Raw genomic sequence first — 26,940 nt, 5'->3', positions numbered from 1 at the left:
TGCATCATTAAAAGCAGGACTAACCCTTCTTCCTTCTTTTCGTCTTTCTTCAGAGTGATCACTTCTTTTAGGATTAATGGTTTTTAACCCTCACGAATAAATAAGTAAGTGCGTTACTAGAATAATAACGCACTTAAATGATAGATTATGCAGTTTGTAATAAACCACTATGTCTTAACAAAGGTTCCGTTTGCGGTTCCCGTCCACGGAATGCTTTAAACACTTCCATCGGGTCCAAACTGCCCCCTAATGCTAACACCGTATCTCTGAACCGTTTTCCTGTTTCTGAAACCGCTTTTTCATCGTTTAAACCTGCTTCTTCAAAGGCCGAAAACGCATCCGCGCTTAATACTTCTGCCCATTTATAACTATAGTAACCGGCTGCATAACCGCCAGCAAAAATATGACCAAAAGAACATAAAAATGAGTCTTCTGGTAACGGTTTTATGACCGTAGTTTTCTCAGCAATACGGTTACGAACATCCCCAGGAGTTTCCTCCCCATTGGGTTGATAACGATGGTGTAATTCTAAGTCAAGGAAACTAAAATGTAACTGTCTTAACATCCCTGAACCACTCATATAATTACGAGCAGAAACTAACTTATCATAGTAATGTTCGGGTAACGTTTCTCCCGTTTCATAATGTTTGGCCATGTTAAACAAAGTGGTTTGATCGTAACACCAATTTTCCATAAATTGACTGGGTAATTCTACCGCGTCCCACTCTACATTGTTAATTCCAGCAGCCCCAGGATAGTCAACTTTTGTTAACATATGTTGTAACCCGTGGCCAAATTCATGAAATAAAGTAGTGACTTCATCAAAGGTCATTAAACTGGGTTTTCCATCCACGGGAGGGGTTTGATTACAGATTAAATAAGCGACAGGTAAACGGGTCATAAATTGCTCTTCTAGCTTGATTTTTGCCCGTCCAATACAATCATTCATCCAGGCCCCTCCCCGCTTCTCTGCGGGGCGACTATAGGGGTCTAAATAGAAGTGTGCGATCGCTTCTCCTGCTTCATTATTCACCTGAAAATATCTAACATCTTCGTTCCATACAGGTGCTTTTCCATCTGCAGACGTTATCTTTACCCCAAAAATTCTTTTTGCTAAGGTAAATAACCCATCTAATACTTGCGGTAATGGAAAATAAGGACGTAATTCTTCGGCAGTAAAATTGAATAAGGTTTCCCGTTGTTTTTCTGCCCAATAACTCACATCCCACTGTTTTAAGTCATCAGTTTTAGCGAATTCTTTTAGGGTTTCTAAGTCTTTAACCGCAGCGTCATAACTGACTTTTCTTAACTCTTCTAATAATGCCTCTACTGCTTCAACACTAGGGGCCATTTTCCGAGCTAAACTAACTTCTGCATAGGTATTGTAACCGAGAATTTCTGCTTGTTGTTTCCGCAGTTCTAAAATACGTTCGATGAGTGGATTATTGTCTAATTCCCCACTGGCTGCACGGGAAATAAACGCTTTATAAACTTTCTCCCTTAAGTCCCGTTGGGTGCTATATTTCATAAAAGGAATATAACTGGGATAATCTAAAGTAATCACCCAAGGTCCAGCTTCTGGGGTAGCGTTTTCTTCTCCGTCTGTGCGTGCTGTTTGTGCGGCTAAACTGAGTAAGCTAGGGGGTAAACCTTCCACTTCTTTTTCTGTGGTTAATTTCAGTTTAAAGGCTTTAGTTGCATCTAAAACGTGGTTAGAAAATTTAGTGGAAATTTCCGCTAATTCCAGTTGAATTTTATTGAATTGCTCACGGATTTCTCCTGTTAAAGCAACCCCTGATAATTCTGCTTCTCTGATAGCTGTTTCTACAATCCGTTTTTGAGCATTTTCTAATGTATTCCATAGCTCACTTTCTTGTAAGCTTTTAAACGCTTCATAAATGGGCTTACTTTGACTTAATTTGTTAACAAATTGGATAACTTGCGGTTGTACCGTTTCGTAAGCGTTGCGAAGTTCAGGACTATTTTTAACGCCCATTAAATGGCCAACAATTCCCCAACTCCAACTAAATTTTTCTTCTATTTCTGTTAGGGGTTCAACCAAACCTTCCCAAGTTGGTTTAACATTGGCTTCTAAATCACTTAATTTAGTGTCTAATTCTTGCAATAATTCTGTCATTCCAGGAACAACATGATCAGGGGTAATTTTATCAAATGGGGGTAATCCTTTTCCGATGAGTAAGGGGTTATTGGTTACAGTTGCGTTGGTCATACGTGAGTGATAATAAATCAAAATTTGATACTTTTTTCAAGTTAGTCGTCAAAACTTTAGCTGACAACTAACTCTTATTTTCACTCTAACGCAAAATTTACCATTCACCTTTAATTGAACCAATTGAGTCTAAAAGACTGTGTTACGATATCAATGGCGTTTTTTAGCTTTCCAGGTTCCACCATAAACGTAGTGGGGATTATTATCACTCACTTGTTGCCAACAGTTGGGACACATAAACTGCCACTGTTGCGAGGAATCAATTTGTACTCGATAGAGTAATTTTGAGGAGATATGGCAACTATCACATTCTTTCTGTCTAACTCGTCCCATAGTTGATAAAGAGGCGTTAATTTTAGAATATAATGCACATTATCACCCATAGACGACTTAAAGAATTTTGGGAAAAACATCCAAATGCTCAATCAAGCCTCCAAACATGGTATTCTCGCACCAGAGAAGCAAGATGGCAAAATTTTAACCAGCTACGTCAAATCTTTCCTCAAGCTGATCAAGTGGGTAATCTAACCGTCTTTAATATAAGTGGTAACAACTATCGCTTAATTACTCTGATAGACTATAAATATCAAAAAGTTTTTGTTCGTGCTGTCCTTACCCATGCAGAATATGACACAGATAACTGGAAAAACGACGCTTGGTTCTCCTAATCATCAAGCTTATCTTAAATTATTACAAGCTTTCCCTCCTCGTCCTATTGCATCAGAAGAAGCTTATCAAGCAACTCAAAAAGTTGTTGATCAATTAATTGATCAAGGAAGTTTAACCCCAGAAGAACAAGATTATCTGAATGTTTTAGGTTGTTTAATTCGAGATTATGAAGACCTTTATTATCCCTTCAACTAAATTGATTTTATTGAACAAATAGCCTAATTAAAGTAATGAATCCATTATATTCATCAAATGAATAAGATCATCATCTAATTCTCGTGTAACTGATTGCTGAGTTAAATGATGTTCTAAAATCCCTTTAAGGGAAATCAATTTTAAGCTATTTTCTGCTAAAGTTTTAGCGATCGCATCTACTGCGTCTAAATAACCGATCGCTCCTAAATCCATTAAAGCCGATCGACGCACCTGCAATGTTTTTTCTTGCAAGCCTTTAACCAATCTTTCCCCATACACAGGATTCTCAGTTAATTGATACAATGCCCTAGCTGCTGCAAATTGCACCTTCGGGACAAAATGCTCTAAAAACGGCTCTATCAAAGAAATGGCTTTTTTTGCCTGTAACGTGCCTAACGCCTCTAAAATCGCCTCGTAAGGTTCTTTTAGATGGGGTTTACCTTCTACCTGTTGGGCTGCTTCTACCCCACCCTCTAACAACTGAATTAATCCAGGGATAGCTCTGTGATCCCCCAACATTTCTAAGGATTGGGCTGCGGACTCTCTCACATAATAATCACTACAATTTAACGCATCTATCAAGGCCGGGACTACTGATACATCCCCTAATTTTCCTAAGGCTTTCGCTGCGTTGCGTCGGAGAGGATAACCCCCACCTGGAGAGCGATCGCTTTCGTCTTCTAATGCTGTTAATAAGGCTGTGATTGCCGTCGGTTCATTGACGCGAAATCTTCCGATCCACCAAGCTGCATAATAGCGGGCGCTGGGGTCTTCGGTTTGCTGTAAGTTAGATAAAGCTTGTTCAACCGTATAGGCGGGATCATCAGCAGATCCTTGACCTACCGATGATCCCACAACTTTATCATCCTGAGAATGATTCACCATTACAATGTTTACGATTCGCTGGATGATTCAGCCGATGATTCAGCCGATGACTCACTGGCTGATGAAATATTAACGATGGTGCCACCCATACGGGTAATACGCTGCATTTCCTCGTTCATGCGAGCGTAAGGCACTTTGATAAAAACGCTACCACTGCGACGTACAGGATAACTATTTTTATCGTTGGTGTCATTTTGACGAAGGCCAGTCACTTCGTAAACAAAAACGCGACTGGCGGAGGGGTTACTTGATGATCCTACTAATGCGGATTGACCTAACATGACAAAGAATTTCCTAAACGATTATTGACTCATTTTGGATCAAGTTATAGCATAAGAAGTTGCTAAAAAACTTCTTATTTCTAGTCAGCAGGAGTAATACTCGCTACTTTACCACCAGAACGGCTAATGCGTTGTAGGGTTGCTGATAATTCTTTGTAAGGAACAATCAACGCACGGCTACTACGACGAACGCTAGGATAGTTTTTCGCTCCCCTTGCGCCAATACCGGAAATTTCAACGCGATAGCTTCTGTTTTCCCCATTACCAAAGGCAAGGGTTCCACCGAAAACTTGTTGATTGGGGCTAGCAGTGGCTTTAGAGGGACGATAAGCCCAACCGTCGTTAGCACCAGAGGGTCCAACCACAGAAGAAGATCCATTTTGTCCTAATTCGGTCGCTAAACGAACGCTTCTCCCTTCTAATTGAGAGCGATCGCTATTGGCATAACCACGATAAAGACGGAACATCCGTGTAAAACCAACGGTTTTTTGTCCGGTTTGGTTATTAAATCCTCGATAATAAGGAACAATATTTTCCCCGAAGTTTTCTTGATATTCTGCTGAGTCGATGTAAGAATCGATGTCTGCGTCAAATCCTTCGGTTTGATACAAATCGAGGTGATAGGCAAACTCAGATTCGTCGTAGGGGGCGCGTCCTAACAGATGCTTATAATTGAGTTCGATGGTACGAGTTTGGAAATTGTTGTAGAAGAACTTCTCTTTATAAAGTTCTGATTTGGCTACAGCACGGACAAATTCTCTGACACTAATTGAACCATTACACAGTAATGATTCTGCGCTTTTGAGGCGTTGGGATTTCATGATGTAGTCATTACCAAAAATTTGGCGATAGACTGCACGAATGACCCCTTGAGCATCTTCTTTTCTCCAGTCGGGACGGAGTTCTACTGGGGAGGTTTCCTCAAAAGCAGATGTCCCAAGACGAGAAGCTGCTGTTGTCACTGGCATATTTTAGTTCTCCTTTGTCTGATTTACCATTGATCTTGATACAGGGACAATGAGGACAAGGGTTAACTTTTATTAACCCTCATCGTTATCTATCAGCATACTTTAAGCAGGGGTAATATCGATTACCTTGCCACCTTGACGGTTGATTTGCTGTAATTTATTGGATAGCTGTTCGTAGGGTACGAGATATTCTCGACAACTACGTCGTAGTTGGGTTTTTGTCCCTAAAACTGCTTTTTGCACTACTCTTAGGCGATAGACTTGATCTCGGTTGCCGCCGGACACACCGCATAATACTTCTGCTGTCTCACCAATGTACACAGGGGAAGCAGTATTGCGGGCGACTTCTCGAATCAATTTACCTTGATGACTATTGCCTTGAGCGCGATCGCTGTTGGCGTATCCTCGATAGAGTTGAAAGGTACGACTAAAGCCAACGGTTTTTTGATTCCGTTGACTAGAGAACCCTCGACAATAGGGTACGATCCCATCACCAAAGTTTTCTTGATATTCAAGAGAGTCGATATAAGAATTTATTTCTGCTTCGTATCCCTCTTGATGATATAGATCGCTGTGATAGGCGATTTCCGATTGATCGTAGGGAACCCTACCTAATAGATGTTTATAATTGAGTTCGATAAAGCGATTTTGGGGATTGCTATGGAAAAATTTATCGCGGTATAGCTCCGAAAGGGCGATCGCTCTGACAAAATCCTTGACGGAAATGGCTCCATTTCTTAGTAAAGATTCTGCACTTGAGAGTCGTTCGCAAGACATGAGATGATCGTTCCCGAGTACCTGACGATAGGCAGCACGAATGGCGATTTCTGCCTGCTCATCTGTCCAATTCCCTCGCAACTCCACTGGAGCCGTATTGACAAATGGCTCAAAACCTAACCGTTGCGCTGCTGTTAAACTGGTCATTTTCAACCTCCTAACAATGCTAATGGCAGATTAGATACAACAAGACCTGGAAAAACAGAGGATTGCTAACTGTGATTAGCCAACAACCTCCCGCTTTTCCAGGTCATTAGCACTTTCTAGATGACTAGCTTAGTGCGTTGATTGCGTAATCAATGTAGGAGTTAGCTTCTACAGCAGGATCTCCACTTAAACCGTGGTTAGCTTTGATGTGCTTGAGAGCTTCAACATACCAACTGGGGGATAAGTCGAAGGTGCGGTTGATTTCATCGATACCAGCGATGAGGTACTCATCCATAGGACCGGTTCCACCAGCCACTAAGCAATAAGTTACCATGCGGAGGTAGTAACCGATGTCACGAGAACACTTATCTTTACCACGTTTATCAGCAGCGAAGTTGGGCCCTTGCATTTGGGTGGTGTAAGGGAACTTCTGATAAACTGCGTTAGCAGCACCACTGATTAAGGATTCTGACTTTTCGGTTAGAGCTTTAGCTGCTTCTAAACTAGCAGAAGCTTGGCGAAAACGTCCAAAAGCAACTTGGATTTCGGTGCTGCTTAAGAAACGTCCTTGGGAATCAGCAGCGGCGACGGCTTCAGTCAAAGGGGTTTTCATTGTTTTTGTATCTCCCGATTGTTTTGCTAAGTTTTCCTAGAATACGGTGTTGAAATCGTGTACGAACTTGCTTATTAACCACTTAAAGGCTAATTTTTAAGCAACAGCAGCAGCAGCTTTATCAAAGTATCCAGAGATTTCGGATACGATAGCACTACAATCACCTTGGGTGATATTGTTGCGATCGTTAACGATTTCGAGGGCTGCTTCTTTCATTTTTTGAACGCCGTTAGCAACGGAAGCACCGGGAACACCTAACGCAACATAGGTTTCACGAAGGCCATTTAAGCAACGATCTTCGAGTACACTGCCGTCTCCACTGAAGGTGGCGTAGGTAACGTAGCGTAGGATGATTTCCATGTCCCGTAAGCAAGCAGCCATACGACGACTGGTGTAAGCGTTTCCACCGGGATTGATTAATTGGGGTTGCTCAGCAAATAAAGCACGAGCAGCATTGGTCACGATGGTGGAAGCATTGCTGGTGATGCGGTTCACTGAATCCATGCGCTTGTTGCTTTCGGCTACCATTTGGCTCAGAGCATCTAGCTGAGAGGTGGATAGGAACTCACCACGGGCATCAGCTTGAGAAACAACTCTGGTAAATGCGTCAAACATTGAATTAATCTCCTACTTGACTTAATAAGTTGAGTTGGGTAGAACTCAGGTCTTCCATCAGATTCTATTGTGCTGTAAATACAGGTCACAATGGCTGTGGTTTCCTAAGTTCTTTACAAAAGTTTTCTTAAGAAACCTGAGAAAACTGGATAGTCGTCTCAGAATTATTCAGAGGTTTTCAAGATGACTGTCATCTCTACTTGTGTCCCCTTCAAGTTAATTTTATACAATGCCTTTGTGTCATTATTTATTACATATTATTAAAAAAAATGCTGTTTTTCTGTAAAGTAATATTAAGCAATTGTCTTAAAACCTTTATATTCCTGAACTAGAGGGGGATCATGTTTCTGATCATTGTGGTCTTATTTTTTTTTGTGGTCAGTTGGGTTGCAGCGAATACACTGGTTATTTTTCCCATTCATCTATTTACCAGTTTAGGCTCTTTTGGACACTTAATTCTTTTAATCCTTGTTTTACTACTGTTTAGTTGGTTTTTTGGTGAATGATTTTGGAAAGGTAAAAGACTACCAAAGGTTAAGAAGTTTTAACGAGCCATCAGCTATCAGCTATATTTTTAAAATGCTGACTGACTACTAACTGCTTGTGTAAGGATATTCTGAAATCCCATCACCTCTTCACTAAAGCGAGATGAACCACTGCATCTCCTTGATTCACTAAAGGATTCTGCACTTGACCAATCACAACACCGTGATCAGGAGAACGAATTTTTGCTAGGATTTCGCCGAATGCGTCGGTAATAATGCCTAAAAATTGCTTTTTCTCGATTTTATCCCCTAAATTAACTTCTAAATGCAATAATCCCCCACGAGATGCCCTAATCCATTTGGTTTTCTCAATTTCTAGGGAAGGAGAGGGCAGATCCTCCGTTAGAGCATGGGTATACATTTCCAAGCGATCCATAACTTGTAAAATCCCTCTGACTCCGATCTCAATCCCTTTGGCATCAAAACGACAAGCTTCTCCTGCTTCGTATAACAACACAGGAATCCCCTGTTTACTGGCTGCTTGGCGTAGGGAACCATCACGGGTGGTGGCATGAATCATCAACGGTGCGCCAAAAGCTTCAGCGCATTGATAGGTCTCCGTATCCCGTAAATTTCCCCGAATTTGAGGTAAATTGATCCTTGGTTGGGCTGCTGTGTGTAAATCAATGCCGTGGGTACTATGATTAACAATTTCCGTCATGAATAAATGAGCCAGACGGGAAGCCAACGAGCCTTGAGGAGAACCGGGAAACGAGCGGTTTAAGTCACGGCGATCGGGTAAATAACGGGACTGTTCAATAAATCCAAAGACATTAACCACAGGAACAGCAATAATCGCTCCATATAGGTATTTAGCCTTAATTTTGCTTAAAATCTGGCGAATAATCTCAACGCCATTGATTTCGTCCCCATGAATGGCTGCACTTAACCACAATCTTGGACCACTGTATTGCCCATTGATCACCACAACAGGCAAAGAAATGGTGGTTCTGGTGGGCAGTTGAGCCACCGGAATCTCTAAACGTTGTCTTTGGCCAGGGGCGATCGCCACTCCACCAATTTCTAAGGTTGGGTTGGTCATGATTGAGTTAAGATTGGATTTTGAAAGACCCCAACTAATTGCTAAGGCAATGAAGTTGAGACTAACTTCCTGGCAATAACACCGTATAGTCTAGTTTAACCCAGTGCGGTCTCGCACTCTGCGAGTGTGGCTACACCGCTAATTCTGAAATGACCAAGATTGAAGTTGACAATATTAATAGAGACAATTGAGGAAAAAGGAAGAAAAAAAGCTAAATATTAAAGTCTAATCCTCCCCGTAATAATCTCTCCTGCAAATGTTAAGTGAGAGCTTTGATGTCGTTTACAGTTTTTAATAGTGAGTAAGATCACTGCATAAAGTGTATTTATAAAAATATTCTTAAAGTAAGTTCTTAGTTGTCAATTCAATCAAGAGGAAAATTACTTATGTATCAACACAAGAAACGTAATAACATCAACAAAGTTATTAATGAAGGAGTTAAAAGAGCAGGAAATGTCAGCAATGTCAAAGTAACAAAAGAAGTGATTAAAAGTGGAACAGCTGCTAGTGCGGCTGTTAGTGCCGCGACTGGATTAAGCGTTGCTGCAACTTCTGGAGCCGGTATTACTTCTGGTCTTGCAGCAGCAGGTAGTGTTGTTGGTGGTGGAATGGCAGCTGGTCCCGCCGTTTTAGCAGTCGGGCCTGCTTATGCAGGGGCTAAAATTTTTAACGAGACTCTATTCAAAGACAATAATAAATTATCAAGTAAAGAACGTGATGCACGTTCAGCAGCAAGAATTGCTACAAAAGTAGGTGCGGCTGCTGGTGTCGGTGGTGCCGCTACTATTACCGTTGCAGGAGGTGCTTCTGGTGCTGCTATTATGAGTACATTGGCAGGTATTGGTGGTGCTGTAGGTGGAGGTGCTATTGCTGGTACTGCAATAGTAGCTGCAAGTCCTGTCGTAGCTGCTGGAGCTATAGGTTATGGAATTTATAAGCTGTTTGGAGGAAAGTAATAATATCTTAAGTTTGAGTTCCCCGATTCTTTAATTTCCTAAGTTTAAAAGTGAACTACCAGACACCTCGACTTTGCTCGGTGTCTGGATTAATGGTAGTTTTAACTAAAATTGAATGCGATCGCGGGTATTCCCAGAGGGAGCATTTTTGGCTAAAAATTCAATGATTTTCTTGGCCACATCGATCCCGGATGCTCTTTCAATGCCTTCTATTCCAGGGGAAGAGTTCACTTCCATCACCACCGGGCCATGATTGGACCGTAACATATCCACCCCTGCCACTTTTAACCCCATGGATTTTGCAGCCCTAACGGCGGTGGTTCGTTCTTCTGGGGTCAATTTAACCATATCGGCTTTCCCCCCTCGATGGAGATTCGATCTAAAGTCCCCTTCGGCCCCTTGGCGTTTCATGGCGGCCACCACTTTGCCGTTAACCACGAAACAGCGTAAATCTACCCCTGCGGCCTCTTTAATAAACTCTTGTACCAAAATGTTCGCATCTAGCTGACGAAAGGCTTCTATCACTGATTTCGCTGCATTATTGGTATCTGCGAGAACCACCCCTATTCCTTGGGTTCCTTCTAAGAGTTTAATCACCACCGGCGCACCCCCTACAAACTCAAGTAACCCTTCGATGTCTTGGGTTGCGTGGGCAAATCCTGTGACGGGTAAACCAATGCCATCCCTGGCTAAAATTTGTAAGCAGCGCAGTTTATCACGCGATCGAGAAATGGCTTGTGATTCATTGGCACTAAACACGCCCATCACTTCAAATTGACGGACCACTGCGGTACCGTAAAAGGTCTTAGACGCAGCAATACGAGGAATAACTGCGTCAAAACTTTCTAAAGGGTTACCGTTGTAGTAAACGGCAGGTTTATGGGAGGTAATATTCATATAACAGCGAAGATAGTTAACGACACGCATTTCATGTCCTAATTCTTCTCCTGCTTCTTTGAGTCGTCTTGTTGAGTATAAGGACGCATCTTGAGACAAGATGGCAATTTTCATAAAAGTTCCTCTGTGTTCAACCAAATAGTTTGATGGGTTTTCTACTGGTTACATTTTATGGGACTTGGGGACTGTAGTAGAACTTCGGAGTTCGGAGTTCGGAGTTCGGAGAAATAAAATAACTTTAAATATTGAGCAGTAATTATTGATAACTTAGACAATTGATAACTGTTCACTGTTCACTGAACAACTGTTTTTTGATTTTATTAAAGAAAAAATGGTTTTTTTTAGATATTGGAATTTCACCACTTGTATAGACTTTAACAATTTAGATGTTCTCGAACAAAAGATAAATAAATTGTTGGAAGAGGAAGAAGATTGTTTTCGTCTTTCTCAGCTTCCTCAACTAGATTTTGAGCCAAAACAGCTAAGGCTTAATTATCCTGAAGAAAAATTACCAAATCTTTGGATTATCGCTTTGTTTAAAAGTAATAATGAATGGATAACCATTAAAACTTTTCCCACAGGAATACTTTGTGAACGAAGTTTTAATGCTACTCGTCCACGACTGTCGTATTTGACTGAAAGATTGAACTGTAATGCTTTTCACCTAGAAGTACATGAAGATGATTATGGATACCTTTTAGAAACCGATGCTTCTGGTCATATAGCTCTTTCTGGAAGTCCTGGTGCAGACTATCCCGACAATTTTTAATTTTACAATGAACCAAAAGTTAATCAACCTGATTTTATTCAACAATTTTCTTTAATCGAAGTACCAGAATCAATGCAAGCAGCTATTCGTATTAATGAATCACCAGAAGTGAAAAAACAAGAAGCTGAGATACAAAAACTCGAACAAAATGGTAGTCCTGAATATTACGAGTTAATACAAGATGTGCCAGGTTATACAGAGCGTATAGACCACGCAATGGCAGATTTATTCGATCCTCAAGGCAATTATTGGTTTATAAGAAGTACACTAGCTTACAAAGTTTATCAAGAACCACAAGAACTAGAATTAGTTGGTGCTAGACTATTATACTTTCATCCACCCTCGTCCTATCAACCACTCACTAAACCTAAAAGTAATTATTCGTATGTAGATCAAAATATTTCTCCTCAAAGTGAAGACGAACTTCCATTTTAATTAACTTATTTTTGAAGCAGAAAGTGCGCGTTTAAGATATTTTCAAGATGAGCGTCTTGTTAATAATTTTATAAATCAGTCATTCTAAATACGAGATGTGATCGCCCTGATTTTATCTATTTAACAAAACACTTTAAGAATTAGAAAATTTTCTCACTTGATATTCTTTACTTTCCGTCATTTCATAGGAATAATTTTGCATCCGTTGAGCAAATGTTTGTTCGGTTTCCTCTAAAATATCTAAAGGTATTGCTTTCCATTGTTCACGGGTTTGCCAACGAATAATGATAGTGATTTCTTCAGGAATATTCGGAGAGATCCAAACTTCTTTTCCTAGAAAACCTGGAAACTTTGCTAAAACGGGAGTCCAAATTTCATTATCTGATTGAATAAAAATATCTCTAGATTCGGGAGAAACCTGGAATGTAAGCCACTCGATTACCATATTGTAAATTTTTACTTAATTTGTGCAACAAAATCTAATGTTTACGAGATAATAGAAATAGGGAAAAGACTAAGCATCAGACTGTTTCCCTTGGAGAGAAATTATGATTCATCCATTTTTATATCCTGATAGCATTACCTACTTAATTGTTAAACTCTGTGTTCTGTTTTTAGCAATGTTGCTTTACTTAATGATTACAGCGACACCGGTCACTTAGAGAATTTTAGGGGTTCATTGCTGCCATTTCAAAGCCCTACCTTTGAGGGGAGAATCTCTGAAACGACAGCAACAAGGTGGACAGGTTAACTTTAGCTGTCTTAGATTGCCTCTTCCCCTTCAAGCAGCCCACGATAGTCGTGAGCAGACATCGTGTCTTCTAATTCATCATCGGGGTTTTCTACGCGAACTTTGAGTAACCATCCATCTCCATAAGGATCATCAGCAATCAACTCAGGGGTTTCGATCATGGCTTCATTGCGATCGGTAACCGTTCCTGACACAGGGGGATAGAGGTCTTCTGCTGCTTTAACCGATTCAATGGAACCGAAACTGGTTCCTCTTTCTAAAGCGTCTCCCACTTCAGGTAATTCCAAAAAGACAATATCTCCTAATTGGTCAATGGCATAAGCACTGATGCCAATGGTTGCAATTTCTCCATCTAAGCGAACATATTCGTGACTATCTAAATATCTTAAATCTTCAGGAAATTCTAGTTCCATAACCTATCCTCAAAGTAAGAATTACATTAACAGTCCCACAGCAATCTGCCTGTGGGATTTTTATTTCACTCGATTGGTTAAGCTATAGTTATCACTAACTAAAAGCCTTATTTTCTAAGTTTACACTGTCTTGGATCGAGCTATCAGTGTTAACTAAACTGAAATATTGTGACTAAGATTTAATGAGTGGGACTTCAATAATCTAAGATAGACTAAATGAAGAACCACTCAATCACCTTCTGGCCATGACTTATCCTAAACCCTCTAACTCATCATTTCGTTATTTGATTGCGGGACTCAAACCGTTGGCTAGTGTGAAAGTTTGGGGATCGGTGGCCATCATGGCACTGGTTGCTTTAGTTCTCTGGCAATATTCCCGTCATCCGGAATGGTTAGGCAGTGGTATGCCAAATTCCCAAATTGAGGGAGAATTTGAAGGAGAAGTGGGTAATAACGTTGATATTGGAGTAACGGTTCAAGATTTACAAGAAAATCGTCTCAATTCAGAAGGATTTCCCCCCCAACCCTCCCAACTCCCTATTGATGCTGCGGAGCAACCTTTCAACCCTTCCCCAGAACAACAACCCATCTTAGGAAACACGCCAAATAATTCTGTTTTGCCTCCCTCTGCCGATGGCAATAATTCAGATTTAAATCAGCCTAATCCCCCCATTGAGTTTCAACCCCTGATGCCCAATGTTAAGAATTTGGGGTCTTTGTTTCCTCCCCTGACTCCGTCTAAAGATGCAGCTAAACCCATTCAATTACCTGATAGCGCCCTTGATAGGAGTCAAACCCCTCAAGAAAATCCTCTCAAAGATGCGATCAACGATGTCTTTTCTCAAGAGTCTGCCGTAATCACTCCATCTCCTCAAGAAAACAAACAGCCTTCTTCTTCAAGAACAAGACCAACAAGAGCAAATTATCCCACTTCTGCAACGCCGTCGAGAAGTAATATGACCCCTAATCAACCTTATAATAATCCCTATACCTATTCTTCTCCTCAACCCTACAATCAACCCTATGGTAGTGGCAGAGGTCCGGACCCAATTCCCACCGCTCCTTCCTCGTCTCAATTTCCCAATGCTTATGGTAATGGCAATTTTAACGTCAATAATTCTGGTGCCACCAATCAAACCCCACCTCAACCCACTTATGGAATTCAAGCTCCTCAAGTGAATGAATATGGATACTAAGGGAAAATCCTCTTAAGGATCGTTGCCCTTGGCTTGATCTCCCCATTATTATAAATTGACGATGCTGACTCATCCCCAAAAACCTATCATTGCTAAGGATATACCAATCATGCTGTTTGATGGGGCATTTCAGGGTGATTTGCTACAAGGAGTGGCTGCCGCTATTCTGTTAATGCCTAATGGAAGACGCTACACAGTCAGTCAATTAGTATCGGTTAATTATAAAGATGAAGCAGAATATACAGCCCTGATCATTGGCTTAAAAAAAGCGCAAAAATTAGGTTTAAATAGCTTAGCGATTAAAGGAGATAGTGACCTCGTTTTTAATCAGGTCAATGGCTTAACCCCTGTGACTCAAGAAAGGTTAGTTAAACTCTATCGGATCGCTATTAAGTTAATGAGAAGTTTTGAAAAAATTTCTTTAGAATGGATTTCTCCTGATCAAAACAGACCAGCCAAATCAGCCCTGAAGCGGTGTATTAGAGATGCCTTAGGCAGAGAAAAAGCCCATCAACCTCCATTGACAACCATCGCCGTTTCCCAAGATTCTGCCCTCGTTCGTTTAATTAACAAGGGAGAAAAAGCCACAGAAGAAGATTATGGCCAACTGACTATAGAAGAAGATCAATGGACTCATAAATCTCTCTCAGAATTGAGAGCTTTAATTCCAGTGGAGGTTAGAGATGCGATCGCTTTACAATGGCAAGGGGATGAAGAGAATTTAGCCCAGATGTACCGTTGGCATTTACGGGGACTTCCGCCAAAAATGGCCTGTCGTAAAGTTAATCTCGATCACCAAACCGACTCAGAAGCTAAGACAAAACTGCCCTGGGAAGAAGCCCTAAATGTCCCTCAGTCAATGTTAAGAGACTCTGATGAAACGTCAGATCCCCTGCTTTCCTTATTGTCAGAGTTAGATAATCCTCAGGAGAATTTTGAGGAAAGTTTTTTGACCCCCCCACAGGGGAATCTCGAGGACAATGAATCGCTCAATTGGGAAGATTCATCTTTAAGGGATCAGCTTTCAGAAAACGAAGACGCTAATCTATCGTTCGCTCCAGAAAACATCGACGCCAATCAGGAGGGGAGGGAAGATACCCTGCCCTCAGAATCAACTATCGTCGATATTCTCAAACTAATTGAAAATCTGGCGCCTGAAGAACAAATAACCTTAGCTCAGGAGTTGGTGAAAATCCCCGAAATGGTTAATTTTATTCTCAAAGCGATCGCCGATAATGTCTCTAAAGGTAATGCTGAATCTTGAGATCGAGCTAGTTGACGAGTTCAGGGAAGGTCAAGTATAATCAACAAAAATTTATCCCATAGGATAAGCGTACCTATGGGTTATTTATATGGCTAATATGTTGACGACAGAGAAACTCCGCGACTTGTTAAATAACGTTCCAAGTATTGCTACTCTTCCTAACCATCACGCTTTAGAAAAGGACGTTAAGGGGATCTCGACCAACTCCCATTCTTGCCAACCAGGAGACATATTTATTGGGATGCCGGGGACGCGCGTTGATGGGGGCGAGTTTTGGCAAAGTGCCATGGAAGTGGGGGCAACGGCCGCTATTATTAGTCCCCAAGCTGCCAAGAAATTTCCTCCCACGGATGACCATTGTGTGATCATTGTCGATGATTTAATTACGGTGGCAGCGGAAGTGGCGGCCGCGTTTTATCATTATCCAGCACAACAATTAAACATGATTGGGGTAACCGGAACCAATGGCAAAACAACCACAACCCATTTAATTGAATATTTTCTCAGTCAATGTAACAAACCGACGGCCTTAATGGGGACGCTATATACTCGTTGGCCAGGGTTTCAACAAACGGCGGTCCATACCACCCCGTTTGCTCCTGAATTACAAGAACAACTGGCCCAGGCAGTGGCAGCCAATAATGAATATTGTGTCATGGAAGTGAGTTCTCATGCCTTAGCCCAAGGACGAGTTAAACAATGTCCGTTTAAAGTGAGTGTCTTTACTAATTTAACGCAAGATCATCTTGACTTTCATAAAGATATGGAAGATTATTTTGCGGCCAAACAGTTACTATTTACCCCAGATTATTTACAAGAAAAAGCCATTATTAACTTAGATGATCCCTACGGTAAACGATTAATTGAAAGTTTCAAACCTGAACAGGTTTGGAGTTATAGCGTGGGGAATAGGGAAGCAGATTTTTATACCAGTGATTTAACCTATCAGGGTAATGGGGTGACAGGAACCTTACACACGCCTTTAGGAAGCGTTAAATTTAGCTCCCCGTTAGTGGGACAATTCAATTTATCTAACGTTTTAGCTGCTGTTTCGGCAGTGTTACATTTAGGGTTAGACTTAACAGAAACCATAGAAAGTTTACCCCACTTTTTGGGAGTTCCTGGACGAATGGAACGGGTACAAATTAATGATAAACAAGATATTAGTGTCATTGTTGATTATGCCCATACTCCCGATAGTTTAGAAAATGCTTTAAAAGCCGCCCGTCCTTTTGTGAAAGGTCAACTCATTTGTGTGTTTGGTTGTGGGGGCGATCGCGATCGCACTAAACGCCCGTTAATGGGTCAAGCGTCTGCCCAATTAGCTGATCTTTCTGTGGTGACTTCCGATAACCCTAGAACTGAAGATCCCCAAAGAATTTTAGAGGATATTTTAACAGGAATTCCCCAAAGTGTAGAGCCTTTAGTGATTAGCGATCGCGCCGAAGCGATTAAAACAGCTATTTTACAAGCTAAGGCAGGGGATGGGGTTTTAATAGCAGGAAAAGGCCACGAAGATTATCAAATTTTAGGCACAGAGAAAATCCATTTTGATGATCGAGAAGAGGCTAGAAAAGCGTTAGAAAACCGATTTGAATAATCGAAAATGGATAATTGATGATTGAGGGTTAATTATCCATTGTTTTCTGATTATAAGCGAATGATAATTGTTCCCTATTCACGCTTTTTACTCGGTATCAGAATTTAACATTTCCATAGCAATATCTAAACTAACTTTCATGCGGTTTAAAGAAGCAGCTAACATTCCCATTTCATCGTCATAAGGATGGGCAAATTCTTTAGTTAAATCTCCTGTACTAATCCGTTGTGCTAACTGTGCCATTTTTTTCAAGGGAGTGGTTACCGTAAATCTCAAAAAGAAGTTAATTAAAATAATCGCTAAACCTAAACAAAATATCAAAATACTGGTAACCGAAACTTGTAGTCGTTTAGCACTTTCAAAGATGGCTGTAGCAGGCACTAAAATCATTTGCGCCCCAACAATTTCATGTAATTTCCAATTAAAACCATTTTCTCTGCCATAAGTGGTTAATAAACTTTTTGGAGCCACATCGGGGGTACTGTGACAGCGTAAACAACTTTCTTGAGAAACTTCTAAAGGACGGGCAATATAGAAAATATCTCCACTACTAAAAGAACGAAATCCAGAAGTTTGTTCAAGACTTCTATCATTACGGAACTTTTCGACAATGTTCGCTTCAAATTTATCAGCTTTGTCTCGTAAATTAGTTGGATTCAAGGTAGCTTCTTTATAGAAAAAGTCTTTGTAACCTCCTTGTTCTCTAAAATATTCAAACACTTCTCGTGCCGAAAAAGCGGGAACGGTTTGGGGTAAAAATTGAGTGTCAGTTTCTAGTCTGGCTGCTAATTCTGGGTTAACTTTTGTGCTAGTATAATTACGAACAGCACTCATGGTTTCCATCAAAACTAAGGCTTTATCAGTCACAACTCTTTCAGCATTGTGAGACAAAATCAAAGATAGAACCCCACCACTTAAAAAAACAGTAACAATAGCAATAACGGTTAACAAAATATTTAATTTTGTCGCAATGTTAAGATTCTTGAGCAGATGATTGTTTTTGAGCATTGTTTTAGTCTGAGAAGCGTAAAAAAATACGATAAAATATCGATAAACTAACCCGTAATCACAAAAGAGTCTGACCAGCAAGCCTCAATAGGACTGAAACTTTAGAGCTAATTACTATCAACAAACATTAAGAATATTGTTGAAAATCAAGCCATAGTCTTCTATAGAGTTAGTTCAGGGCTTATCATGATAGTAGTATGCCCATAAAATGACTAAAACTTTCATGGTTATGTTGAGCAGACTAAAAGAATTAATAAAGTTCTATCGTTTAAGTTTTGTTGATGATTAACATGAAAATTCGTTGTTTATACTTAATATTAATTGTCTTTACTTTTTGGGGTTGTCAGTCACGACAACAATTCCCGGCTCGCATCACGTTAGGGGTGGTTAGTTTTGGAGAAAATGAGCAACTCGAGGAAAAATACGGAGAACTCAAAGCATATCTCGAAAAAGAACTTAATAGTATCGTGGAGTTAGAACCCACCTACAATGAACGCCAAGCTGTTACTCAAATTAAGGGGAAAGCATGGGATCTCGTGTTTGCTTCGTCGGGGTTAGCAGCGATCGCCACTCAGCAATCTACCTATATCCCTATTTTACCCTTAGAAGGAGGACTCAATAACCGCTCTATCTTTGTTATAGCCCAAGACAGCCCCTTAAAAACCCTCTCAGAGTTAAATGGGAAAGCGGTTGCTCTTGGACAACCCGGTTCAGCAACGGGTTATTATTTTCCTCTTCTTAACCTTTATGGACTCAATGTCGCCAAAATTCGTTTAGCAGCCACTCCGAAACAAGCATTAGAATGGATTAGTCAAGGGGAAGTGGTAGCCGCAGCGATGTCTCTTGAGCAATATAATCGTTATCGGGCAACGGTTCGGCAAACAAGATTTCGTGTGTTACATCAGGATGACCATGAGGTTCCCAGTGGTTCTATTTTAGTCTCTAATAGTCTGCCCCAAATTGAACAAGAAGCTTTGTATAATGTGTTAACCACGGCTCCACCTATGATTCCTGCGTCGGTGGGTTATATTGCTAATGGAGAAGTCCCTAATTATCAGCAACTCGTTAAGGTAATCGAAAAAGTAACCCCTATTACTGATAATATTCAACAACAACCGGCTATGTTATATGAGAAAGGAGTAGAAGTTCCGTCGACAGAGGAGGACAAGTAAATTTTATCCTCATCTTGGCAGAATAGTTAACTTTCAGGGGACAAAAAAGAACCCCCACTAAACATAGTAGGAGTTCTTAAGTTGTCTAACCTTAAATCTTAGTCCAGATCAGGCATAGCGAGTACGGGTTCAGTCTCACGGTCGATTCCTTTTTCAAATCCAGCAGCTGCCGCCCGAGCACGTCCAGCGTGCCATAGGTGACCAACGAGGAAGAAGAAACCGAGGGTAAAGTGAGAGGTGGCTAACCACGCACGGGGAGACACATAGTTAAAGGAGTTAACGTCAGTGATAACCCCACCTACAGAGTTTAAAGACCCTAAAGGTGCATGGGTCATGTATTCAGCAGCACGACGAATTTGCCAGGGCTGAATGTCGTTTCTTAATTTATCTAAATCTAAACCGTTAGGCCCACGTAAAGGCTCTAACCAAGGACCACGGAAGTCCCAGAAACGCATGGTTTCACCACCGAAGATGATTTCACCAGTGGGAGAACGCATTAAGTATTTACCTAACCCGGTAGGACCTTGAGCCGAGCCGATGTTAGCGCCCATTCTTTGGTCACGCACCAAGAAGGTGAAGGCCTGAGACTGAGACGCTTCCATACCAGTCGGACCGTAGAATTCACTGGGATAAGCGGTGTTGTTGTACCAAACCATGACAGAAGCGATGAAACCCATTAAGGATAACGCGCCTAAACTGTAGGAAAGGTAGGCTTCACCAGACCAGATGAAAGCACGACGGGCCCAACCGAAAGGCTTGGTTAAGATGTGCCAAACACCACCGAAGATACAGATCAAGCCAACCCAGATGTGGCCACCGATAATATCTTCCATGTTGTCTACACCAACGATCCAACCTTCTCCCCCGAAAGGAGCTTTCAGCAGATAGCCGAAAATAATGGCGGGGTTTAAGGTGGGGTTAGTAATCACACGCACATCTCCGCCACCGGGTGCCCAAGTGTCATAGACACCGCCAAAGAACATGGCTTTGAACACCAACAGCAGCGCACCACATCCTAAGATAATGAGGTGATAACCAATAATATTGGTCATTTGGTTCTTATCTTTCCAGTCATAACCGAAGAAACTGGAATACTCTTCTAAGGTTTCCGGTCCTCTTAAGGCGTGGTAAATACCACCGAAACCGAGAACGGCAGAAGAGATCAGGTGTAATACTCCCACTACAAAGAAGGGAAATGTATCAATGACTTCACCACCAGGGCCAACACCCCAACCGAGGGTGGCAATGTGGGGAAGGAGAATTAAGCCCTGTTCATACATGGGCTTTTCAGGGATAAAGTGGGCGGTTTCAAACAGGGTCATAGCCCCTGCCCAGAATACGATTAAACCAGCATGAGCGACGTGAGCGCCTAAAAGCTTACCGGAGAGGTTGATCAGACGAGCATTGCCTGACCACCACGCGAAACCGGTAGATTCCAGGTCACGACCACTGGCAACATTAGAGAGCGTTACCACGGGGCAGTACCTCCTCAGGGAATACAAAGTTTTGGTGGGGTTGGTCTTGGGGAGCCATCCAAGCTCTGAGACCTTCGTTTAATAAAATGTTTTTGGTGTAGAATGTCTCAAATTCGGGGTCTTCTGCAGCCCGTAATTCTTGAGACACGAAGTCATAAGCTCGTAAGTTTAAGGCTAAACCTACAATACCAATTGCACTCATCCATAACCCGGTTACGGGTACGAATAACATGAAGAAGTGTAACCAACGTTTGTTGGAGAAAGCAATACCGAAAATCTGTGACCAGAAACGGTTGGCAGTCACCATTGAATAGGTTTCTTCTGCTTGGGTGGGTTCAAAAGCGCGGAAGGTGTTCGCTTGCTCACCATCTTCAAACAAGGTGTTTTCTACTGTTGCACCGTGAATGGCACAGAGTAAAGCACCACCGAGAACACCGGCTACTCCCATCATGTGGAAGGGGTTGAGGGTCCAGTTGTGGAAGCCTTGTAAGAAGAGAATGAAACGGAAGATTCCAGCCACTCCAAAGCTAGGACCGAAGAACCAGCTAGACTGTCCTAGAGGGTACATCAAGAACACACTGACGAACACCGCAATAGGCGCAGAGAAGGCGATGGCGTTGTAAGGACGGATACCCACTAGACGGGCGATTTCAAACTGACGTAACATAAAGCCAATCAGTCCAAATGCACCGTGTAGGGCAACAAATGTCCATAAACCACCGATTTGACACCAACGGGTGAAGTCTCCTTGTGCTTCTGGTCCCCAGAGGAACAGTATGGAGTGTCCGAAGGCGTTAGCGGGGGAAGAAACCGCTACGGTTAAAAAGTTACATCCTTCAAGGTAGGAACTGGCTAAGCCGTGGGTATACCAAGAAGTGACGAAGGTGGTTCCGGTTAACCAGCCCCCTAATGCTAGATAAGCACAGGGGAAGAGTAATAAACCAGACCAACCGACGAATACAAAGCGATCGCGTTTTAACCAGTCATCGAGGACATCGAACCATCCTCTTTCTGGTGCGCGTCCGACTGCAATAGTCATAGAATCCAATCCTCTTGCTTAACTGAAATCAACGGCAAGATTTCTTAACGTTTGTTTTATCTAGTTTAGGTCATATTGTCCCATTTTCTTATAGGGTGCGACCTAGAGAATGCCTATCAGTTTGACTGAGTTGGCTCTTTTGGTAAGCGATGTCAGATCCCTGTACTAACTTCAAGATTGAAGTGAGGGGATCATTAACATTTCTTAAACTAGCACAATTTTTGCCCAAACTTCGGGTAATTTCCTGGTTCAAGGTAAACTGTGCTGCTCGCTATCATTAGACTATTATTAGCAAAAAATTTACAATTTGACACATCTTATCTCATAATTTATCCAAAATTTTTCGGATGACCCCCATGAATTGATGTCTATCCATCCCATGAGGTAAGGGTTCAAAGGGCTATTTTATGGGGCTTTCGCGGATTTATCAAGGAAATCTTAAGAATTCGATTAGGATTCGATAACATTCGTCTAACCCTCCTTTGCTGACCCTTAGTTTAATTTAGCTTTCACTATTTCTTGGACTTGCTTCCCATCTGCTTTACCTTTTAACTCTTTCATCGCCGGTCCCATGACTTTTCCCATATCTTTCGGGGAGGTTGCCCCCACTGACTCGATAATGCTGTCAATAATGGCTTCAATTTCTTCGGTAGACAATTGACGGGGTAAATAGGTTTCAATAATGGCTAATTCTTGAGCTTCTTTATCAGCTAAATCATCCCTACCCCCTTGACTATATTGTTCAATGGAATCTCGGCGTTGTTTCGCTTGTTGGGCTAATACTTCTAATTCTTGTTCTGAGGTTAATTCTGTTTGTCCTTTTGGTCGTACTTCGACTTCTTTTTCTAGGATAACTTTTTTAAGACTTCTAATGGTCTCTAAACGAATTTTATCCTTAGCTTTCATCGCTTGTTTAATATCTTCGGTTAGTTTTTCTTTTAGTCTTTGTTCAGTAGATTCAGTCATAATTTTTTCCTTAATAATGCCTATCAATGATAACTTTTTTGATAGTAAAAATAGCACTACACAAGTTCTAGAATACCATATTTGAGGACAAGAGTAAGACATATTACCATTTTCAAATAGTCTAATCTATTTTTGTAGTGCTATAAATTATCTCTTGATTAAGATAATCTGGTTAAGAATTTGATGCAATATCGCTGGATGGTGCAGTTTCTACGGCTTTTTTAGAATTTTCTTGGCTTTCTTCAATTTCAGATTGAATGACAGAAGGTTGTAAAATTGCAATATGAAAATCTTTACGGGTTTTATTATCAAGGAATTTGTGCTGTAATTTTTCCCATTCTTGCCACTTCTCATAACGAGTTTCTTGCAAAATCTTGGCAAAACTTGGCATTTTATTGAGAATATTATCTTCAAAAACTTTATCAAGAAACTCAACTAAAACAAAGCTATCTTGTATGTCCCCTAAGATACTTTGTATATGTTTAATATCTTTTAGATAAGCTTCATAGACTTCTCCATAAAACTGAGTAAACAACTCCATATTATAACGGGTTCGTTTAGATGCTTTTCGTAAATCGTGTAACATCAATCCCTGTTTATCGAGTAAAGATTCTACTGCTTCTTTAGATAAACTCTCAGGAAAATTGATGGTTCCTGCTTCAAATTTAACCCCAATAACCCAACCAGGATGTAACATTAACTGACTCACTTCAGGTAACAAAAGATCAGCTAAAATGGTATGAATGGAAACTTGAGCAATATCATGATAACTTGGACTGTTTAACCAATCATCAAACCCTTGTTTAAGATCAACATATTTTTGACTATTTAAAGTCTTTTTTACTGTTTTAAAAACTTTTTTTCTTTGTTTTTTTAAACTAGATAAACCTTGTTTTAACTGTTTTTGCTCATCTTTGGGTAAATTAGGATAATATTTGTTTTTTAGACTATCTTCTAAAACATCTAAATCCCTTAGTTTACCTAAAGTTTTAGCAATTTTTCCTACTTTTTTTTCTTGGGCATTTTCTGGTAAATCTAAAGCTGCTGAAAATCCCTTAATGGTACTTCTTAAACGTCGCATCCCTACTCGCATTTGATGCAATTCTTCAGGATCTTTATCTTCTAGCACCCCATTTTCATGGGATAAGAATTTATTGTAATGGGTTGTAACAGCTATATAAGCCCAATCTCCAAAGGTTTTTGGTTCATGTCCTAAGTCATATTTCATATTATTACCTCCAACAAAAGATTAACAGGAGAGAGTCATTTATTTTAGACACACAAGGTTTTTGACCTTTTAGTTGATTGAAAAGCAAAAGTAGTTCTTTTCTATCACTTAATTTTCAATTCGATACAAATGCCTGTCAACTCTATCCTGTACTTATTTTAATCAATATAATTACTTTTGTTATCACAAGGTTAAGAAGTGTTAAAGGGTTATGCTTTAATATCAATTCCTCATATAAAGGTTAACAGTCAACCTGACAACCATGACTACAGCAAATTGTATGGTAGGGGCAGAATATATTCTGCCCCTACACCCTATTCTATTAAGTCGCAAACTGCTGTCAATTCATTCATATCATATTCATCAAAAAAAGGATAATGAATAATCAATCATTAATTACTCATTATCCCTTATTATTTAATATTTTCGTTCTTTCGGTTCAAACATATCAAGTACCACATCCATATATTGAATATCTAAACCAGCAGGAGAATAATAAGCTAAGGTATGTTTCAAAAAGTTGGGATCATCTCGTTTCGTATAATCTTCCCGTGAATGGGCCCCACGACTTTCTTTACGGTTTAAAGCAGAGGTTAAAATCATTTCACCCACTACCATAATATTGCGTAATTCCATCGCTTCAATTAACTCTGTATTCCAACAACTATCCTTATCATCGAGATAAATGTTGTCATATTGCGCCTTAAATTCTTGAATTTTATTAATACCTTCCTGCATTAATTCTTCAGTCCGAAATACCCCACAATGTTCAGCCATCGAGTCTTGAAACTGTTGACGTAATGCCCCAATACGAATGGTTCCTTCCTTATTTAACAAGCTAGAAATACGCTGTTTGGCTTCTGTCAAATAAGCCTCTTCATCAAACTCAGAAAACTTGCGATCCTTAACATAATGAGCGATATTTTCCCCTGTAATTTTGCCATACACCACACATTCTAATAAAGAATTACTGCCTAAACGGTTGGCCCCGTGAACCGAAACACAAGCACATTCACCGGCTGCAAAAAATCCTTCTGTGAGGCGATCGCCACTTAATCTGACTCTCCCTTGAGTATTAACGGGGATACCGCCCATGCAATAATGGGCTGTAGGCCGCACCGGCATGGGTTCATAAACCGCATCGACTCCTACTAAACGGTGTGCTTCTTCCCAACAAAAGGGAACCCGACTCATGATCTTTTCTTCTCCCATGTGGCGCAAGTCCAAATAGACACAGGGACCTCCTGGTTTACCATCTGGATAAACACCGCGCCCGGCCCGTATTTCTAGGGTAATGGCGCGAGAAGTGATGTCACGGGGGGCGAGTTCCATGCGTGAGGGGGCGTAATCTTCCATAAACCGCCGTCCTTCGCTATTAATAAGATAGGCCCCTTCTCCTCTAACTGCTTCAGAAATTAACACACCGACAGGATATAAACCTGTGGGGTGAAACTGGACAAACTCCATGTCTTCTAAGGGGACACCGGCTAACGCTGACATGGCTAACCCGTCCCCTGTTGAAGCAAAATCATTAGAGGTAGTGTTAAAGACTCGTCCATAACCCCCAGTGGCGAACATCACCACCTTACTGTGGATAATTTCAAGGGTTCCATCTTCGATATGATACATGACGAGGCCTTTGGCTTCTGCATCTTCGTAGATCAACTGCATCACATACCATTCATCGTAAATGGTGACTCCGTTGCGTCGGAGGTTATTAACTAACTCATGGAGAATAGCATGGCCGGTTTTATCGGCCGCGTAACAGGTCCGGTTATGGGTATGGCCCCCAAAGGCCCGTTGAGCAATTTTCCCATTGTCTAAACGGGAGAATAACACCCCTAAATGTTCCAAGTCGATAATAACATCGGGGGCCTGTTGGGTGAGTAAGGCCACCGCATCTTGATCGGCTAAATAGTCCGAACCTTTGACGGTATCAAAGGCGTGCGACTCCCAACTGTCTTCTGAGTCAACATTTTTGAGACTGGCAGCGATCCCTCCTTGGGCTGCCACGGAATGCGATCGAATGGGGTGAGTTTTGGCAACAACAGCCACATCAATACTAGGGTTAAGGCGTTTTATTTCTAGGGCAGCGCGAGATCCCGCTAAACCACCGCCCACAATGACCACATCATGTTGTAACATCTTTTACTAAGCTAGAGCTTTCCTATTTTTGACTCTTTTTTGACTCTAACTTATTGCAAGACAAAGGACTTCAAAAAAATATTAAAATTTTATAATATAAAAAAATATTCTTTTAAGAATAGTCCCATTGCGTTTCTGCCAATAAGAGAAGACTGAAAGCCATGATCACTGCGGTGGCTAAAAATTGCCATGCCATCACATAAGGTAAGATGACTATTCCCAATAAATGGGCTAACCCAACTAACAATAATGCACGGGAATTGAGTCCGACTCCTGTGATGATGTATCCTATACTACATAATCCTAACCAAAGGTGTGAGAGATGGATTAATAGCCAACCCCACCCTAAAAAAACACCACAGTCCGTTAAGATAAGACCACTCACCATCAAGATAACCCAAGTGTACAAGATCCAGTAAAGCTGTCGTTGCTTCACCCAAAAATGAGTTAAGATCATCATCGCTAAGGTTCCTGCTAAGGTTAAAATTGACCAGGCGATCGCCTGAGTTGTCCAGCTAATGGGTAAAAATTGTGCCGTCAGGAATATAGCAGCCGTAATGAGTCCCCAAATGATGAAAACCTGGTCTAAACAGCTATAGAGTCCAGTATAAATAGTTTTTTCCTGCAATTTTGAAGTAAAGGCTTATTAAAGATTGATA

General features: G+C 40.9%; 29 protein-coding genes. 10 read left to right on the top strand and 19 right to left on the bottom strand.

Annotated elements, in window-relative coordinates; genetic code table 11:
• Positions 1-145: 145 nt before the first annotated feature.
• Positions 146-2,230 (bottom strand): M3 family metallopeptidase, encoded by a 2,085-nt coding sequence (locus C4E06_RS02365; RefSeq protein ID WP_107666620.1) that lies wholly within the window; start codon positions 2,228-2,230, stop codon positions 146-148.
• 150 nt (positions 2,231-2,380) lie between these two features.
• Positions 2,381-2,563: a hypothetical protein gene (locus C4E06_RS02360; protein WP_107666619.1), complete on the bottom strand. Its 183-nt coding sequence runs from the start codon at positions 2,561-2,563 to the stop codon at positions 2,381-2,383.
• Between the two features lie 32 nt (positions 2,564-2,595).
• On the opposite strand from C4E06_RS02360, the gene C4E06_RS02355 reads away from it, so the two are divergent.
• The gene (locus tag C4E06_RS02355; protein ID WP_107666617.1) at positions 2,596-2,898 is read left to right on the top strand and encodes a type II toxin-antitoxin system HigB family toxin; all 303 of its coding nucleotides are present in this window, start codon (positions 2,596-2,598) and stop codon (positions 2,896-2,898) included.
• On the top strand, positions 2,858-3,094 hold the full coding sequence (locus tag C4E06_RS02350) for a hypothetical protein (protein ID WP_107666615.1): 237 nt from the start codon (positions 2,858-2,860) through the stop codon (positions 3,092-3,094). Before C4E06_RS02355 ends, C4E06_RS02350 begins: the two co-directional genes overlap by 41 nt.
• A gap of 27 nt (positions 3,095-3,121) precedes the next feature.
• Here the strand turns inward: C4E06_RS02350 and C4E06_RS02345 are convergent, their stop codons facing one another.
• The 6 genes from C4E06_RS02345 to C4E06_RS02320 form a co-directional block, all read right to left on the bottom strand.
• On the bottom strand, positions 3,122-3,979 hold the full coding sequence (locus C4E06_RS02345) for a HEAT repeat domain-containing protein (protein ID WP_107666614.1): 858 nt from the start codon (positions 3,977-3,979) through the stop codon (positions 3,122-3,124).
• A gap of 8 nt (positions 3,980-3,987) precedes the next feature.
• Complete coding sequence (locus tag C4E06_RS02340) at positions 3,988-4,260, bottom strand: phycobilisome linker polypeptide (RefSeq protein ID WP_107666613.1); 273 nt, start codon at positions 4,258-4,260, stop codon at positions 3,988-3,990.
• 80 nt (positions 4,261-4,340) lie between these two features.
• On the bottom strand, positions 4,341-5,228 hold the full coding sequence (locus C4E06_RS02335) for a phycobilisome linker polypeptide (RefSeq protein WP_107666612.1): 888 nt from the start codon (positions 5,226-5,228) through the stop codon (positions 4,341-4,343).
• A 102-nt stretch (positions 5,229-5,330) separates the two neighbouring features.
• Positions 5,331-6,152, bottom strand: coding sequence for a phycobilisome linker polypeptide (locus tag C4E06_RS02330; RefSeq protein ID WP_107666611.1), 822 nt, complete (start codon positions 6,150-6,152; stop codon positions 5,331-5,333).
• A gap of 124 nt (positions 6,153-6,276) precedes the next feature.
• Complete coding sequence (gene cpcA, locus C4E06_RS02325; RefSeq protein WP_107666610.1) at positions 6,277-6,765, bottom strand: phycocyanin subunit alpha; 489 nt, start codon at positions 6,763-6,765, stop codon at positions 6,277-6,279.
• A 96-nt stretch (positions 6,766-6,861) separates the two neighbouring features.
• Entirely contained in the window at positions 6,862-7,380 is a 519-nt protein-coding gene (locus C4E06_RS02320) for a phycocyanin subunit beta (RefSeq protein WP_107666609.1), read from the bottom strand.
• Between the two features lie 341 nt (positions 7,381-7,721).
• Between C4E06_RS02320 and C4E06_RS27530 the strand changes: the two genes are divergently transcribed.
• Positions 7,722-7,886: a hypothetical protein gene (locus C4E06_RS27530; RefSeq protein ID WP_198648235.1), complete on the top strand. Its 165-nt coding sequence runs from the start codon at positions 7,722-7,724 to the stop codon at positions 7,884-7,886.
• A 121-nt stretch (positions 7,887-8,007) separates the two neighbouring features.
• Here C4E06_RS27530 and C4E06_RS02315 read toward each other — a convergent pair whose 3' ends face one another.
• On the bottom strand, positions 8,008-8,967 hold the full coding sequence (locus tag C4E06_RS02315; RefSeq protein WP_107666608.1) for a succinylglutamate desuccinylase/aspartoacylase family protein: 960 nt from the start codon (positions 8,965-8,967) through the stop codon (positions 8,008-8,010).
• Between the two features lie 386 nt (positions 8,968-9,353).
• Here C4E06_RS02315 and C4E06_RS27525 point away from each other — a divergent pair, with 386 nt between their 5' ends.
• Positions 9,354-9,923 carry an RNA polymerase subunit sigma-24 gene (locus C4E06_RS27525; RefSeq protein WP_198648234.1) on the top strand — a complete coding sequence of 190 codons (570 nt, stop codon included), beginning with the start codon at positions 9,354-9,356 and terminating at the stop codon, positions 9,921-9,923.
• 105 nt (positions 9,924-10,028) lie between these two features.
• On the opposite strand, the gene rimK is transcribed toward C4E06_RS27525, so the two are convergent.
• Positions 10,029-10,934, bottom strand: coding sequence for a 30S ribosomal protein S6--L-glutamate ligase (gene rimK, locus C4E06_RS02300; protein ID WP_107666607.1), 906 nt, complete (start codon positions 10,932-10,934; stop codon positions 10,029-10,031).
• A gap of 217 nt (positions 10,935-11,151) precedes the next feature.
• Between rimK and C4E06_RS02295 the strand changes: the two genes are divergently transcribed.
• Entirely contained in the window at positions 11,152-11,589 is a 438-nt protein-coding gene (locus C4E06_RS02295) for a hypothetical protein (protein WP_107666606.1), read from the top strand.
• A gap of 72 nt (positions 11,590-11,661) precedes the next feature.
• Positions 11,662-12,024 (top strand): hypothetical protein, encoded by a 363-nt coding sequence (locus C4E06_RS02290; protein WP_107666605.1) that lies wholly within the window; start codon positions 11,662-11,664, stop codon positions 12,022-12,024.
• Between the two features lie 133 nt (positions 12,025-12,157).
• Here the strand turns inward: C4E06_RS02290 and C4E06_RS02285 are convergent, their stop codons facing one another.
• Entirely contained in the window at positions 12,158-12,469 is a 312-nt protein-coding gene (locus tag C4E06_RS02285; RefSeq protein ID WP_107666604.1) for a TIGR03792 family protein, read from the bottom strand.
• Between the two features lie 317 nt (positions 12,470-12,786).
• On the bottom strand, positions 12,787-13,188 hold the full coding sequence (gcvH, locus tag C4E06_RS02280; protein WP_107666603.1) for a glycine cleavage system protein GcvH: 402 nt from the start codon (positions 13,186-13,188) through the stop codon (positions 12,787-12,789).
• Between the two features lie 245 nt (positions 13,189-13,433).
• On the opposite strand from gcvH, the gene C4E06_RS02275 reads away from it, so the two are divergent.
• The 3 genes from C4E06_RS02275 to C4E06_RS02265 all read left to right on the top strand — a co-directional run bounded on the left by C4E06_RS02275 (position 13,434) and on the right by C4E06_RS02265 (position 17,248).
• Positions 13,434-14,384: a hypothetical protein gene (locus tag C4E06_RS02275; protein ID WP_107666602.1), complete on the top strand. Its 951-nt coding sequence runs from the start codon at positions 13,434-13,436 to the stop codon at positions 14,382-14,384.
• A 61-nt stretch (positions 14,385-14,445) separates the two neighbouring features.
• Positions 14,446-15,648 (top strand): reverse transcriptase-like protein, encoded by a 1,203-nt coding sequence (locus C4E06_RS02270; protein WP_107666601.1) that lies wholly within the window; start codon positions 14,446-14,448, stop codon positions 15,646-15,648.
• 97 nt (positions 15,649-15,745) lie between these two features.
• A complete protein-coding gene (locus C4E06_RS02265; RefSeq protein WP_107666638.1) occupies positions 15,746-17,248 on the top strand; it encodes a UDP-N-acetylmuramoyl-L-alanyl-D-glutamate--2,6-diaminopimelate ligase in 1,503 nt (500 codons plus the stop codon).
• Positions 17,249-17,335: 87 nt separating this feature from the next.
• Here C4E06_RS02265 and C4E06_RS02260 read toward each other — a convergent pair whose 3' ends face one another.
• Positions 17,336-18,256, bottom strand: a complete 921-nt coding sequence (locus tag C4E06_RS02260; RefSeq protein WP_107666600.1) for a DUF3365 domain-containing protein — start codon at positions 18,254-18,256, stop codon at positions 17,336-17,338.
• Positions 18,257-18,537: 281 nt separating this feature from the next.
• Between C4E06_RS02260 and C4E06_RS02255 the strand changes: the two genes are divergently transcribed.
• On the top strand, positions 18,538-19,428 hold the full coding sequence (locus C4E06_RS02255; protein WP_198648233.1) for a phosphate/phosphite/phosphonate ABC transporter substrate-binding protein: 891 nt from the start codon (positions 18,538-18,540) through the stop codon (positions 19,426-19,428).
• Between the two features lie 98 nt (positions 19,429-19,526).
• Here C4E06_RS02255 and psbC read toward each other — a convergent pair whose 3' ends face one another.
• The 6 genes from psbC to C4E06_RS02225 form a co-directional block, all read right to left on the bottom strand.
• Positions 19,527-20,903 (bottom strand): photosystem II reaction center protein CP43, encoded by a 1,377-nt coding sequence (gene psbC / locus C4E06_RS02250; protein WP_107666599.1) that lies wholly within the window; start codon positions 20,901-20,903, stop codon positions 19,527-19,529.
• Positions 20,887-21,942: a photosystem II D2 protein (photosystem q(a) protein) gene (psbD, locus tag C4E06_RS02245; protein ID WP_107666598.1), complete on the bottom strand. Its 1,056-nt coding sequence runs from the start codon at positions 21,940-21,942 to the stop codon at positions 20,887-20,889. The genes psbC and psbD overlap by 17 nt, the downstream gene beginning before the upstream one ends.
• A gap of 492 nt (positions 21,943-22,434) precedes the next feature.
• Positions 22,435-22,908: a GatB/YqeY domain-containing protein gene (locus tag C4E06_RS02240; RefSeq protein WP_107666597.1), complete on the bottom strand. Its 474-nt coding sequence runs from the start codon at positions 22,906-22,908 to the stop codon at positions 22,435-22,437.
• Between the two features lie 172 nt (positions 22,909-23,080).
• Complete coding sequence (locus tag C4E06_RS02235) at positions 23,081-24,136, bottom strand: CHAD domain-containing protein (protein WP_107666596.1); 1,056 nt, start codon at positions 24,134-24,136, stop codon at positions 23,081-23,083.
• Positions 24,137-24,553: 417 nt separating this feature from the next.
• Positions 24,554-26,281, bottom strand: a complete 1,728-nt coding sequence (locus C4E06_RS02230; RefSeq protein WP_107666595.1) for a succinate dehydrogenase/fumarate reductase flavoprotein subunit — start codon at positions 26,279-26,281, stop codon at positions 24,554-24,556.
• 112 nt (positions 26,282-26,393) lie between these two features.
• Positions 26,394-26,909, bottom strand: coding sequence for a hypothetical protein (locus C4E06_RS02225; RefSeq protein ID WP_198648232.1), 516 nt, complete (start codon positions 26,907-26,909; stop codon positions 26,394-26,396).
• Positions 26,910-26,940: the final 31 nt, after the last annotated feature.

The organism is Cyanothece sp. BG0011 (assembly GCF_003013815.1).
GTDB lineage: Bacteria > Cyanobacteriota > Cyanobacteriia > Cyanobacteriales > Microcystaceae > Crocosphaera.
Note: the sequence above shows the minus strand (reverse complement) of the source record. Positions and strands in the feature narration are given on the sequence as shown.